Raw genomic sequence first — 14,666 nt, 5'->3', positions numbered from 1 at the left:
GAATGAAAGAAATTAACTGGACTAAATCGAATTATGCTTTAATAGCTATACTGATTTTTGCAGCAATATTAAGATTTTATCATTTAGATTATCAAAGTATTTGGCTAGATGAAATTCACACTATGCTTGAAGCCAATCCGAAGCAGTCAATGTCGGATGTCTATGTAGCCATTAGCACTGGTGAACAAATGCCACCGCTATATTTTTACAGCATTTATTTTCTCTTTAAAATCTTTGGTTATACCACAATAGTTGCTAGAGTTTTTTCGGCAGTTTTAGGGATAATTAGCATATTTACTATTTACCAGTTCGGGAAAGAGTTGTACTCAAAACAAGTTGGTTTAATTGCAGCTTTGCTTTTGTGTCTCAATCCGTTTCATTTGTTTTTTTCCCAGGAAGCCAGACCTTATATTATTTTACTGATTTTCACCATTTTGGCATTTACAGCTTTGGTAAAATTTGTAAAAAAACCAAATAGAAAAAACGCAATTTTTTATGGTCTTTTTGCTGGATTAATGCTTTCAAGTCATTTCTTTGGTTTGTTTGTAATTGTCTCACAGTATTTTGTTCTTTTAGTGTTTTTGATCTTATCAGATAAAGCTACAAGGGTATCGTTTTTTGTCAATTCCTTTATTTCTGGCATAGTTACTTTATTGCTTTTTATTCCGGCTATAAAAATTTTAATAAGAGTTACCGAAATAAAGGCATTTTGGATTCAACCGACTACGATAGAAACTATCAAGCAAATTTTTAAAGATTTTTGTGGCAACTCAGACTTTATTTTAACGCTTTCCATCTTGGCGCTGTTGTACTATCTTTTTATACAAGTTAAAGAACCAAAAACCAAGAAAACCTATTCCGATATTGTTTCCAACAAGCTGTTTTTGAGTTCGATAATATTATTTTCATGGGTATTAATAGTGTTAGCCATACCAATTTTACGTTCCTATTTGACAGTTCCAATGATTGTAAGCCGCTATTTTATAGTTATTTTGCCGGCTTTGATTGTTTTAATTTCGATTTCGATTTACAGAATCAAAAGCAACCTGATTGCCACATTAGTTGTACTTCTTTTTTCAGTTGGATTGTTATATCAAACCATTGTAAATAATAATTATTACACATCGATTTCAAAGACACAGTTCCGAGAGATTACCCAGTTTATAATTAATAACAATACCTCTAATGATCCGGTTGTTACAACGTTGGGTTGGCATTTTTCCCATTTTTTGGCCAATGACAAAGTAATGATGACATTAAAAGGAAAACCATTGCAAGACTATGTAGTTGAAATGGAACAGGATTCAACAAAAGTGCAATCCTTTTGGTATGTTGATGCTCATGGCAATCCATATAAAGTAAAGGAGCAAGAACAGAAATTTTTAGACCAAAAATTCATAGTAGAAAAAAGTAAAGATTTATTTGATTGCTGGACTAGACATTATGTGGTTAAAAACAAACAAAATTTTCCGGAAAGCAGTATTGTTTTAACCAATCTTACCGATCAAAATTGGATTGGTGGCGTAGGTACCAATTACAATATGTTATTGTTGGATTTTTCTGCAGAAAATGAAGAAAAGATTAAAAGAGCTTCCAAAGTAAAATTCAAAGACGGAAGAATCGCTAATGTTGTTGGTTATGCAAAAGCTGGAGCTTATATTCAGATACAAATAGCCGGAAGTACAAAAGTTTATTCTGAGGTAGCTTCTTATCCAAACATAATTGAAATCATCAATAGATAATGAGTAAGCAGTATGATAAAATCATAATCGGAGCCGGATTGTACGGTCTGTATTCTGCATTAGTTTGTGGCGAAAAAGGCGAAAAAGTATTGGTTTTAGAATACGACAAGCAACCTTTTATGAGAGCAACATATATTAATCAGGCTCGAATTCATATGGGATATCATTATCCTAGATCTTATACGACCGCAACGAAATCAGCCAATTATTACAATCAATTCCTAGAAGATTACGGCTATTGTATCAATGAAAGTTTTGATAAAATATACGCTATTTCTAAAAATTTTTCATGGACCAATAGCAAGCAGTTTGAAAAGTTTTGCAATGATTCTAAAATACCTTGTAAACCAATAAATACCGCCGAGTTTTTCAACCCAAATGTATGTGAAGGAGCTTATCTGTCTAGAGAATGTACTTATGATGCTAAAATTCTGATGACAGGAATTCTAAAGAAAATGGCTATCTTAGAAAATGTGGATATTGTTTATAATTCCAGAATTAAAGAAATAAAAAAAGAGGAAATAAATTATTTAATCACATTACAAAACGAAGAAACGCTGTCAACACCTTATCTGCTAAACTCGAGCTATGCTTCAGTAAATCAAATTATATCACTGTTAGATTTTGAAAAAATAAAGATCAAATATGAACTTTGTGAAGTAATTCTTTGCAAGGTTAGTGACAATTTTAAAAACATTGGAATAACGGTAATGGACGGCCCTTTTTTTTCATTAATGCCATTTGGAAAAACAGGACTTCACACACTGACTTCGGTTTCCCATACACCGCATGCAACCAGTAATAATGATTTACCGACTTTTGAATGCCAAACCAGAAGCAACGGAACTTGTTCTCCAAATCAGTTAGGGAATTGCAATGCTTGTGTAGCAAAACCGGAAACTTCTTGGCAATACATGAAGTCATTGGCCAAAAAATATTTAAAAGAAGAAATCGAGTTAGAATATGTAGAGTCATTATTTTCCATAAAACCAATATTAAAAGAATCAGAAATTGATGATTCCAGGCCAACTATAATAAAAAAACACTCCAGTAAACCTACCTTTGTTTCTGTCTTATCTGGAAAAATTAATACGGTATACGATTTAAATGATATTTTAAACGATGATTAACAAAGAAAAAAAAGTAGTTTCGGCCGTTCTTTATCTTTATAACAATGAGAATGTTATCGTTCCGTTTGTTAAAAAAATAGCCGATGCTTTAGAAGCACTATTTGAAAAGATTGAAATTGTAATTGTAAATGATGCCTCTACAGACAGTTCGGTTGAATTAATAAAAAAAAATTCAGAGCTAAAGAATTACACTATTTCCATTGTCCAGATGAGCTTCCATCAAGGCATTGAAGTGTCAATGACAGCAGGTGTAGACTTGTCATTAGGAGATTTTATATATGAATTTGACGATTTGCTAATTGATTACGACATCTCATTAATTGAAAAATCTTACCGTCAGCTTATTGAAGGAAACGATATCGTTACGGTTTCACCTTTAAAATCAAATTCTTTGATGTCAACACTTTTTTATAAAGTGTATAATTATTTCTCCTTAAGCCGTTATAAAATTCAGTCTGACCGATTCAGAGTTTTGTCACGAAGATCAATCAACAGAGCTTATTCTATCAGCAAATCAATTCCATACAGAAAAGCGCTTTATGCCAACAGTGGATTAAAAATCAGTTCGATTGATTATGTGCCAAATCAAAACAGAGAAAAAAGCACCAATCTTTTTAGGAATAAAATGGCCATAAACACACTGATTATTTACACTAATTTGGCTTTCAGAATTTCGATTGCTATAACAATGTTGTTGTTCTTATTCACGTTGGGAACCGTTTTTTACACACTCATGATTTATTTCAGTAATCAAAAACCAATTGAAGGTTGGACAACATTGATGATTTTGATTTCGGGAAGTTTTTCGGGATTGTTTTTCTTATTGGCCATTATCATAAAATACCTGTCATTGTTGGTTGAATTAGTTTATTCCAAAAAAGTCTATCTTTATGAGTCAATAGAAACAATTTAGACACAAAAAAGTTGAATATTGTTATATTATGTATAAATTTGGCAAAAAAATTAAAATACATTTTTATGAAAATACGTCTTATTTTATGTGCATTTGCTATTCTTACTATAATTTCTTGCAAAGATAATAAGGTAGCTGAAGAAACAAAAACTGCAGAAACTGCTGTTGAAAAGAAAAATAGTTTTAGCTTAACTAATTTAACAGATGAAAATTGGCAAAAAGGAGTTGGAATTAAATATAAAATGTTTTTAACTGATTATTCTAAAGAGAAAGAAGAGTTAATCAAAAACGGTAAGACTTTAGAATTAGCTGACGGACAATTAGTGCCTTATTTAGGGTATGAAGTTGCCGGCACTTACATTCAGATTTTTTTAAATGAAGATGCCATCAAATACAGCGCAGCTGCAGAATTCCCTAATGAGATTACGGTTAAGTAACCCAAAACAATAAAAATTAATTACCACAAATGAAAGCTGTCTTTTATTTGTGGTTTTTTTTTCCTTTTAATGCTGAAATTTTTAAAAACATATATTTCAAATCATAAACCACTCAGCAACCTAATCACTTATGGTTTTGGGCAAGGGTTTAATTTGATAACACCATTGTTGGTCATTCCTTACATCGTTTCTATTTGCGGCGAAGAAGGTTATGGGAAAATTGGGGTAGGAATGGCATTGGCCTTTTTTATCATGGTTTTTGTTGATTATGGTTCTGAAATTGTCGGTGTAAAAGAAGTGGCCATTAATCGGGAAAACCAGCCGGAATTGGAGCGAATTTTTGTCGTAACTTATTTAACCAAATTAATATTGTTGATAGCAATGTTGGTTTTGGTTTCAATTATTTTCTACTTTTTTCCTTATTTCAATCAAGAAAAAACACTTTTCTTTTTCAGCTTGTCTATGGTCGTTGGGCAGTACATCAACCCAACTTGGTTTTTGCAAGGCATAGAGAATTTTAAATGGATAACCATTCTCAATATTCTGTCAAAAGTAATCTACCTAATTGGTGTTTTTCTCTTTATCAACAAAGCAGAAGATTATGTTTACAGCAATCTCCTTTGGGGAATCGGAATGATTATTGCCTATGGAATTACTTGGTTTTACATTGTTTTTCATCATTCTTTTTCTTTCTCAAATGTAAAAAAGACCGAAGTAATCCAAATGATTAAAGAGAATTTTTCCATCTTTTCTTCACAGATTTTTGTGTCACTCCAAATGTATTCTCCAATAGTGTTAATCAGTTTTTTTGGTGGAAATGTGATGGCAGGACAATACAAAATCATCGACCAAATCATCGTCATTTTTAAAACCTATATTTTACTTTTCTTTAATTTTGTTTATCCGAGAGTGTGTTATTTATTAGAAAAAAGTACCGAAGAAGCGCTTCGTTTCTGGAAACTTTACAATGGTTTGAACTTGCTTTTTATTGTTGTATCAATGATAGGCATCATGTTTTTTTCAGTTGAAATTGTTTCCTATTTTAATCCGAAAGAAATAACATCTATCAGCAATCTACTAAAGATTGCCACCATTATTCCGATACTACAAAGTATTACGATTCCCATGAAACAATTGGTTTTAGGTTCCAATAAGCAAAGTGAATATGTTAAATTTACCATGATTATTACGATAATAAGTTTGATTATTATTGTGTTAATTACGCCAATTTACCATGTTTTAGGAGTGCTTATTGCCTTAATCGCCACTGAAATTATTACCTCATTCATTTTTTTCAAAACGATTAAAAACAGCTTATTTCTTCGCACAAGTTAAAAACTATTGTATTTTTGAGGCGTTTAGTAAAATTGCGCTTAGATGATTAAAAGATTTTTTCAAAAAATGCTTTCAAAATCAGGGAAAAGTTATCAGATTGATGACAGAATCCCGACCAAACTGATTTATTCGGTACTTTATAATCGAATGGTTATGTTGGTTAGAGGGTTTTTGAAAACAGGAAAAAAAGTATTCATCGGTAGCAATACAAGAATTCTCAATTCCCGAAACATTACTTTTGGTAAAAACGTTACCATCGGAAGCCACTGTGAAATAGACGGTTTTGCGTCAGAGAAAATTATCTTAGGCGATTGTGTCAAAATTGGATGCTATTCCAAATTACTTTCAACCAGCCATTTTTCAAAATTCGGTAAAGGATTGACTATGGGAAACAATTCGGCCATAGGTGATTTTACGCATTTTGGTGCGCCGGGTGGCATTGAAATAGGAAATGATGTAATCATGGGTTCCTATATTTCTTTTCATTCGGAAAACCACAATTTTACCGATATTTCAAAACTAATCAGAGAACAAGGCGTAACCTCTAAAGGCATTAAATTGGGCAATAATATTTGGGTTGGTGCTAAAGTTACTTTCTTAGATGGTTGTTCTGTCGGAAACAATTCCGTTGTTGCCGCCGGAGCAGTTGTAAACGGAATCTATCCGGATAATGTTGTTATTGGCGGAATTCCGGCCAAAGTAATCAAAACGTTAGCCTAATGAAAATAATCATTCCTAATAATTGGTTTCATCAATTCCTGTTTATACTTTGTATTGCGGTACCTTATTTAGATAATTTTGAGTCAACGATATCAGTATGGAGCTTAGCTTTTATACTTACAATTCAGAGAAAATATTCGGTTTCTCTATTTAAATTAATCATTCCTTACGCTCTAATTTTACTCATTGCGATTGTAGTTTCGTTTAATTACGACTACCAAAAATACTTGATGATTAGAGACATAACCTATCTGTGTAAACCGATGATCGGATTCTTTTTAGGATACCAGTTGTGTGGTCGGAATTTTCAAACTGCTTTCAGATTAATAGTTAAAACAGGTTTTTTTATTGCTATTTGTCACATACTAATTATCCTAAATGCCATTTTTATCCATGGAGTAAGAACAGTGTCAGAACTAAGATTTTATTCGGGCTATTTTAGTGACTATGAAATTTATACGTTTATCATTTTATTATTTCACAAAGAGTTTCAGCTTGATTATTCTAAAAAGACATTAAGGATACTTACAATAATTGTTGGTTTTTCTGCCTTTATGTATTTGGCTCGAACCAATTTTATCCAATTCGTTATACTTTTTATAGCTGTTAAAGGCTATTTGGTAATCAATAAAAAAGCATTAATCATTATAGGTAGTATTATCATTACCTCTGTGGTTGGCTACTCTGTAATAGTTTCAACCAATCCAAGACGAGGCGCAGATGGACTTGAAGGATTTTTGTATAAATTAAAAGTGGCACCAATGGAGCCGTTTAAAACTAAAATCAATAGAGAAGACTATAGGGATTTCAATGACAATTATCGTTCCTATGAAAACATTTTAACCATACGTCAAGTGACCAGAGATGGAGTAACACCCACAATATTTGGGAAAGGAATTGGTTCCCAAATCGATTTGAAGCAACATGTTTGGCTGGGCGACATGCATCTTAGATTCATATCTATACTTCACAACGGATTTATGATTGTCTTTCTGAAATCAGGGTTACTTGGTATTTTTATTTATTTGTTTACCATAATATTTTTCTTCCGGAAACTCAAAACAGAGAAACCAATTGTCAATAATATTAACCTTCTTTTTATAGGAACAGGTGTTTTCCTCTTAGTATCTAATTGGGTATTTTTAGGATTTTATAATTTAACAGAAACCAAATCGATACTTATAGGATTCTTAATTGCCTATAGAGAGAAAATAAATAATCAATGAAAAGCATCCTTTTTATACACCAATCGGCCGAACTTTACGGTTCCGACAAAACGATTTTAATGTTTATCTCAAGTTTGGATAAAAAAAAATACAAATCAGTAGTTATACTTCCTTTTGACGGACCATTAAAAAGAGAGTTCGAAAAGAATGGTATTGAAGTAGTTATTGCTCCGGTTTTAAAGCTTTACCGAAAAATGTTTACCCCAAAAGGCATTTTAAATTTCTTCAAAGAATACCGCGACGGACTAAAAACTCTAAATGCACTTCATAAAGAATACAATTTCAGCATTGTATATTCACATACTTTGGCCGCTTTGATAGGCATTTTTTTTGCCCAAAAAAACAAAATTAAACACCTTTGGCATGTTCAGGAAATTATAGCCAAACCGGTAATTTTTAACAAAGGATTCGTGAAATTATTATCGTTGGACTGTAATCATGTAGCGGCTTATGATTCGAAAACCACGATGGATTTTTGGATAAAAGACAATGAAAAATTAGCTAAAAAATCCCATTTTGTCTGGAATGGTTTAGATGTTGCCCAAAAGCAAAACACTAGCCAAGAAGAGATTGCAGCCATTAGGAAAGAATATTTCAAAGTTGCTGATAATGAGCTTGTCATAGCACTAGTCGGGAGAATCAACAGCTGGAAAGGACAACAATTACTGTTGGAAGCATTTCACAAAATTGCCGGCAACTATCAAAATGTCAAACTGGTTTTTATCGGTTCAGCACCACCAAACCAAGACGTTTTTGAAATAGATTTAAAGCAAAAAATAACCGATTTCGCCCTTACTGAAAGAGTCGTGATTATTCCTTTTCAGGAAGAGATTTGGAAATTTTGGGATTCAATCGATATTGCAGTCGTACCGTCAACTGAACCGGAACCTTTTGGAATGGTGGCTATTGAAGCAATGCTTTCAAAAAAACCGGTAATTGCTGCCAATCATGGTGGTTTAACGGAAATAGTATTGCCTAATGTAACAGGCATATTATTCGAGCCAAAAAACGCCTCTTCGTTGGCTTCTGCTTTAGAAAGCATTATAGTAGATGGTGAAAAGAGAAAACTTTTTGGCGAAAATGGTTATACCAGAACCGTTAATCATTTTTCTTTGCAAAAACACGTTGAAAAATTCGAGGACATTTTTGAAAAAATTTAAATTTCCGGTATTTAAATCCCTATTTTTGCACCTTTAAAAAAAAAATTTTCTGCATGAAAATAGCCATACTAGGAACTCGTGGTGTGCCCAATTATTACGGAGGTTTTGAACAATTTGCCGAATTTTTTTCGGTATATCTGGTTGAACAAGGTCACGAAGTGTATTGCTATAATTCACACGACCATCCTTTTCAGGAAAAATATTTTCATGGTGTAAATATCATTCACCAATACGATCCCGAACACAAAATGGGAACTTTTGGACAATTTATTTATGATTACAATTGCATCATGGATTCTCGAAAAAGAGATTTTGACATCATTTTGCAATTGGGCTATACCAGTAACTCTATTTGGTATTTTTTGCTACCAAAAAAATCAATTATCATCACCAATATGGATGGTTTAGAGTGGAAAAGAACCAAGTATTCCAAACCGGTTCAGCAATTCCTGAGATTTGCCGAAAGATTAGCTGCCAACAGCAGCGATTTTTTAGTTTCGGATTCGTTGGGAATTCAAACGTTCTTGCTACAGAAATACAAAAAAGAGTCAACTTATATTGCTTACGGAGCTTACCCTTTTGCCAATCCCGATGAAGCCATTCTCAAAGAATATGACGTCGAAAAAGAACAATACAATATGATAATGGCGCGCTTCGAACCTGAAAACAACCTTGATATGGTTTTGGAAGGCGTTGCGATGAACGAAGATAAAACCCCTATTCTTGTTATTGGAAAACACCAAACCAAATATGGCGACTATTTGAAAAACAAATTCAAAGCCCATCAAAATATTCGTTTCATCGGTGGTCTGTACAATTTGGAACATTTAAATAACCTTCGCTACTTTTCAAATTTATATTTCCACGGACATTCGGTTGGCGGTACCAATCCGTCATTGTTAGAGGCAATGGCCTCAAAAGCATTGGTAATTGCTCACCATAACGACTTTAATAAAGGTATTTTAAAAGAGAATAGTCATTATTTTTCTAATGCCAAAGAGGTAAAAAATATTCTGAATACTATCAAAAAAAATGATAACTTGCAATTAGTTCAAAACAATTTTGACGCTATCGTCAATGAATTTAATTGGGAAAAAATAAATGGGGAATACTTACAACTCTTTGAAGAATGTTTTTCAAAATCTGATAAAAGAAAGCAAAGAAAATAGGTCTTTTATTCCTGTACTTTTAGTCTTAGTTACCGTTCCGCTGAGTTACGCAATGAATAACATTGCTTTAGGATTGTTTTTTGCAGTAGCCGTAATTAACTTCCGAAAAGCTAATTTTTTCTTTCAAAGCCATTTGATTTTACCAATATTACTCTATGCTTTAATGGCAGCATCCTATTTTTGGTCCATCGATAAAGAGAGCACTTTGTCAGCCTTATCAAAGGAAGTTTCGTTACTGATTATCCCATTAGGCTTTTTGTTTATCAAAGATTTTTCTAAAGATGAAAAAAAGAAAATCATCTCTTATTACAGCTATTTTATTGCCATTTTGGTGGTTTATTATCTGATAAGAGCAGTTATTCGCTATTTCGTTTTACAAGATTTTAGAGTATTTTTCTATCATGGAACCAACGAAGATAATTTTGGATTAGTGCCTAAATTGCTCAATGCGATTCATGTTTCTGTATTTGTGGCCGTAGCCTTTTTCTATTTTTTCACCAAGGAAATAAAATCGAGAATGGATATTTTTTTATCGGTATTGCTTTTTGGTTTTGTACTGTTGCTTTCTTCAAAAAATATTATTTTGGTATTTATTTTATTGGTCATACTTCATCTTTTCTTTTTTTCAAAAGCATCACACAAACTGCGCTTGCGAAACTTAATCGTCTTCGGTCTAATCATCGGCTTAATTTTTTCGTTTGGCAGAATAAAAACTAGATTCCAACAAGAATTTCAAACCAATACCAATAAAAGTTTAAGTGCTAATGTCATAGAAGGAGTTCCGGTCGGAGTTCATTATGTAAGTTTGAAAGAAGCATGGTCAAATGAGACTTTCACACCAAATGATTACTTTCCGGGAACAGCTTTTAGGGTATACCAATTTAGAATTTTTACAGAATTGTTATGTGAAGAAAATGTATTTTTAACCGGTTTTGGACTAAATGCTTCTTATCCAAAAATTGAAGAAAAGGCAAAGCATTACAATCTTTTCATGGGTAATGACGAAACAGAAGGCTATCAAGCCAAAAATTTTCACAACCAGTATATTCAAAATTTCGCCGAATTAGGTATTTTAGGTTTTGTATTATTGTTGTTAATGTTTGTTATTAACGTTAAAATCGCATACAAATCGAAAGATTTTGTCCATTTTGCTTTCGCAATTCTAATGATAAGTTTATTTTTGACGGAATCATTTTTATGGAGACAAAGAGGCGTAGTGTATTTTACGATAATGTATTGTCTTTTTAATTCCGGAATTACAATAAATAATTCCAAAGCAGCATAAAATTATATGAAAAGAATATTAATTACCGGAGCGGCAGGTTTTTTAGGTTCCCATCTTTGTGATAGGTTTATAGCAGAAGGCTATTTTGTAATTGGAATGGATAATTTAATTACAGGAGATTTGAAAAACATTGAGCATTTATTTAAAGATAGAAACTTTGAGTTTTATCATCATGATGTGACTAAGTTTGTTCATGTACCGGGAAAAATCGACTATATCCTTCATTTTGCTTCACCCGCAAGTCCTATAGATTATCTGAAAATTCCAATTCAAACACTAAAAGTAGGCTCACTGGGAACTCACAATCTCTTAGGTTTGGCCAGAGTTAAGAAAGCCAGAATTCTTATTGCTTCCACTTCAGAAGTATACGGCGATCCATTGGTTCATCCTCAAACAGAGGAATATTACGGAAACGTTAATACCATCGGCCCAAGAGGTGTTTATGATGAAGCGAAGCGTTTTCAAGAATCGATAACTATGGCTTACCATACTTTTCACGGTGTAGAAACCAGAATCGTTAGAATTTTTAATACTTATGGTCCAAGAATGCGACTCAATGACGGTCGTGTAATTCCCGCTTTTATCGGACAAGCTTTGAGAGGTGAAGATTTAACGATTTTTGGAGACGGAAGCCAAACGCGTTCGTTTTGTTATGTAACAGACCAAGTAGAAGGTATTTTCAGATTACTCCATTCAGATTATGTGTATCCGGTTAATATTGGAAATCCTGATGAAATCACCATTAAAGATTTTGCAGACGAAATCATAAAACTAACAGGAACCAATCAAAAAGTAGTGTATCATCCACTCCCGATAAATGATCCTTTACAGCGCCAACCTGATACCACCAAAGCCAAAGAAATTTTGGGATGGGAAGCCAAAGTAAAGAGAGACGAAGGAATGAAATTAACTTACGATTATTTCAAATCCCTTTCGAACGAAGAACTTTTAAAAGAAGAGCACAAAGATTTTAAAGGATATATCCATTAGTATTTTATGGTTGCACAGCAAACAGGAAGATATTCAAAATACATAAGACCGATAAGCATTTTATTCGATCTGATTGTAGTAATAACATTGAGTTTGTATTTCTTTAGTGAATTGAAACTTAACGAGTTTTACTATTTGCTATATCAAACATTTACCTGGTTTCTGATTGCTGTAATTGTAAAATACTATGAAGTGTTTAGGTTTACCACACCGGTTGAGATTATTACGAAACTGGTCAAGCAATTCAGTCTCTTTTTACTCGTAGTTATCGCCTTTTTTCCTTTTGCCAAAACGGCAATTTTTAGTGGTAGTGCGATTGCTATTTTTATCACCTTGAGCTTTGTGATCATACTGACGTTTAAATATTTTTTGTTTTTTTATTTAAAGAAATACCGAATTGTAACGGGAAGTAACTTCAGAAATGCCGTAATCATTGGCTACACGCCGGAAGCCATTCGTTTAAAAGAAGTATTCGAAAACAGAAAAGACTATGGCTATCGATTTTATGGTTATTTTTCAGATAAGAAACAAAATCCTGAAATTATAGGTAAAATAGAAGACCTGAAAAAATACACCATTGAAAATAAAATAGACGAAATCTATTGCTCCTTAAATGAAATTTCTAACGAAAAACTAAAAGAGTTAGTGGAGTTTGCAGACGATAATAAAAAGGCGATAAAGTTTATTCCCGATTCAAAAGAGATATTCTCCAAAAATCTAAAAGTCGATTATTACGAATTATTCCCTGTTCTTTCCTTACAAAAAACACAATTACATAATCCCCTTATTAAGGGTTTCAAACGCGCTTTTGATATAGCATTTTCATTATGCGTGATTGTTTTCATATTGTCATGGCTGATTCCTGTACTGGCTATTTTAATAAAATTAGAATCAAAAGGGCCGGTGTTTTTTAAACAAGGAAGACCGGGATTAGATGAAGAAGAATTTTTTTGTTACAAATTCCGTTCGATGCAAGTCAATGGATTTACCGAAAAAGAAGCCTCTAAAAATGACCCTAGAGTTACCCGAATGGGTAAACTGATGAGAAAGACCAGTATGGACGAATTGCCTCAGTTTTTCAATGTGTTATTAGGTGATATGTCCGTTGTTGGACCAAGACCACACTTATGGTCTCAAAATAAAGCCTACGCCAGTAAAATCAAGAAATACATGGTTCGACACTATGTAAAACCCGGAATTACCGGATTGGCACAAGTCAAAGGATTCAGAGGTGAAATCGAAACCGAAGAAGATATGGTCAATCGTATCAAACTTGATGTTTTTTACATAGAAAATTGGTCAATCATCATGGACTTGAAAATCATTTTTCAAACGGTAATTAACATCTTCAAAGGAGAAGAAAAAGCATATTAAAAAACCTTTTTCGCTACCAAATCTTTAATTTGGTTGTCTAAATGAAAAGCAGTTTTGGCGGTATGGAAAATTTTTAGTTTCATTTCATCCAAATCGGATTTGCTCATCTTTGAAATGGCAACCAGTTTTTGGTTCAAATCTTGAAAATCTTCCACTTTTGCAACCCAACCTATATTGTGCTCTTCGACTATTGTTTCTCCTTCGCCACCGCCAAAATAAAGGATAGGAAATCCCAAAGAACCATATTCAAAAATTTTAGAAGGAACTGATCCGTAAATCCTGGTTTTCAAAGGAACAATGGCAATGTCAAAAGTTTTTAAAGTTTCATGCAACTCTTTTCGTTCCATCATTCCGTGGAAGAATATTTTTTGTTCTTTTTTACTCGAAATAAGCACTTCTATTTGGTTTTTCTCTGCACCATCGCCAAACAGATGCAGTTCAACATTTAAGTCCTTTAAATTGATTTTTTCACATAGTTCTAAAACGCCTTGGGCTACGCCTAACAATCCGGCATAAAAAATTTTAATCGGTTGATTTTCGACGGTTTTCAATTCCATTTCAGACACTTGATGGTCAGGATAATTTCGATATAAAAAGCATTCTTTTTCAGGAGTAATGGTTTTTACATGCGTAATAATTTCATTGGATTGTCCCAAAATTAAAGAGGCTTTTTTATAAATAAATCGCTCAAAAAATAATGAAAGCTTATGCGAAAAGGAACCTGCTTTTAAAGCCTCTAATTCGATTGCAGCCAAGGGCCACAAATCGGATACATTTAGAATTATTTTTTTGTTTTTAAGCGAAAGCACCAAAACCGAAATAAAGGAAAGCAATAACGGCGGTGATTGAACGATTACTTTTTTAGGTGTTTTTTTGAACAATAAATAAAAGAACAAACTCAATGAAAAAGACAATATGGAAACAATTCTAACCAAAATGTTTTTGCTGACACTGGGATAAATCCAAAGTCGCTTCACGGTAATATTATCTCGATTTTCGGTTACAGAAAATTTACCTTTATACTCCGGAAACAATTCGCCTTTGGGATAATTTCCTAACGGACAAACTACAGCAACTTTATAATTATTTTGATGTAATTTCAAAGCCAATTGCTCAATTCTGTTCGCAGCGGCACCTTTTTCGGGCGGATAATAATTGGATATGATTAGAATTTCTTTCATGGAA

The 14,666-nt window shown here is 32.9% G+C and carries 13 protein-coding genes; 12 read left to right on the top strand and 1 reads right to left on the bottom strand.

Annotation, left to right across the window (positions count from 1 at the left end; translation table 11 throughout):
* Positions 1–2 precede the first annotated feature (2 nt).
* From B3C16_RS07340 to B3C16_RS07285, 12 genes are all read left to right on the top strand, one after another.
* Positions 3–1,742, top strand: coding sequence for a glycosyltransferase family 39 protein (locus B3C16_RS07340; RefSeq protein WP_291130385.1), 1,740 nt, complete (start codon positions 3–5; stop codon positions 1,740–1,742).
* The gene (locus B3C16_RS07335; RefSeq protein WP_121312210.1) at positions 1,742–2,872 is read left to right on the top strand and encodes an FAD-dependent oxidoreductase; all 1,131 of its coding nucleotides are present in this window, start codon (positions 1,742–1,744) and stop codon (positions 2,870–2,872) included. Before B3C16_RS07340 ends, B3C16_RS07335 begins: the two co-directional genes overlap by 1 nt.
* Positions 2,865–3,785, top strand: a complete 921-nt coding sequence (locus tag B3C16_RS07330) for a glycosyltransferase (RefSeq protein ID WP_121312211.1) — start codon at positions 2,865–2,867, stop codon at positions 3,783–3,785. Before B3C16_RS07335 ends, B3C16_RS07330 begins: the two co-directional genes overlap by 8 nt.
* Before the next feature lie 65 nt (positions 3,786–3,850).
* Positions 3,851–4,222: a hypothetical protein gene (locus tag B3C16_RS07325; protein WP_121312212.1), complete on the top strand. Its 372-nt coding sequence runs from the start codon at positions 3,851–3,853 to the stop codon at positions 4,220–4,222.
* Positions 4,223–4,291: 69 nt separating this feature from the next.
* Positions 4,292–5,557: an oligosaccharide flippase family protein gene (locus tag B3C16_RS07320; RefSeq protein ID WP_121312213.1), complete on the top strand. Its 1,266-nt coding sequence runs from the start codon at positions 4,292–4,294 to the stop codon at positions 5,555–5,557.
* A 42-nt stretch (positions 5,558–5,599) separates the two neighbouring features.
* Positions 5,600–6,277: an acyltransferase gene (locus B3C16_RS07315; protein WP_121312214.1), complete on the top strand. Its 678-nt coding sequence runs from the start codon at positions 5,600–5,602 to the stop codon at positions 6,275–6,277.
* Entirely contained in the window at positions 6,277–7,503 is a 1,227-nt protein-coding gene (locus B3C16_RS07310) for a hypothetical protein (protein WP_121312215.1), read from the top strand. Before B3C16_RS07315 ends, B3C16_RS07310 begins: the two co-directional genes overlap by 1 nt.
* Positions 7,500–8,663 carry a glycosyltransferase family 4 protein gene (locus tag B3C16_RS07305; RefSeq protein ID WP_121312216.1) on the top strand — a complete coding sequence of 388 codons (1,164 nt, stop codon included), beginning with the start codon at positions 7,500–7,502 and terminating at the stop codon, positions 8,661–8,663. The genes B3C16_RS07310 and B3C16_RS07305 overlap by 4 nt, the downstream gene beginning before the upstream one ends.
* A 53-nt stretch (positions 8,664–8,716) precedes the next feature.
* On the top strand, positions 8,717–9,832 hold the full coding sequence (locus B3C16_RS07300) for a DUF1972 domain-containing protein (RefSeq protein ID WP_121312217.1): 1,116 nt from the start codon (positions 8,717–8,719) through the stop codon (positions 9,830–9,832).
* Positions 9,765–11,117 carry an O-antigen ligase family protein gene (locus tag B3C16_RS07295; protein ID WP_291130383.1) on the top strand — a complete coding sequence of 451 codons (1,353 nt, stop codon included), beginning with the start codon at positions 9,765–9,767 and terminating at the stop codon, positions 11,115–11,117. Before B3C16_RS07300 ends, B3C16_RS07295 begins: the two co-directional genes overlap by 68 nt.
* 6 nt (positions 11,118–11,123) lie before the next feature.
* Positions 11,124–12,107, top strand: coding sequence for a UDP-glucuronic acid decarboxylase family protein (locus B3C16_RS07290; protein ID WP_121312219.1), 984 nt, complete (start codon positions 11,124–11,126; stop codon positions 12,105–12,107).
* Positions 12,108–12,113: 6 nt separating this feature from the next.
* Complete coding sequence (locus B3C16_RS07285; RefSeq protein WP_291130379.1) at positions 12,114–13,481, top strand: undecaprenyl-phosphate glucose phosphotransferase; 1,368 nt, start codon at positions 12,114–12,116, stop codon at positions 13,479–13,481.
* Here B3C16_RS07285 and B3C16_RS07280 read toward each other — a convergent pair.
* Positions 13,478–14,662 carry a glycosyltransferase family 4 protein gene (locus tag B3C16_RS07280; protein WP_291130376.1) on the bottom strand — a complete coding sequence of 395 codons (1,185 nt, stop codon included), beginning with the start codon at positions 14,660–14,662 and terminating at the stop codon, positions 13,478–13,480. The two genes, B3C16_RS07285 and B3C16_RS07280, sit on opposite strands and share 4 nt — an antisense overlap.
* Positions 14,663–14,666: the final 4 nt, after the last annotated feature.

The organism is Flavobacterium sp. UBA7682 (genome assembly GCF_002482945.1).
Classification (GTDB): Bacteria; Bacteroidota; Bacteroidia; order Flavobacteriales; family Flavobacteriaceae; genus Flavobacterium.
The sequence above is the reverse complement of the archived record's forward strand: the minus strand, read 5'-3'. Positions and strand labels throughout refer to the sequence as shown.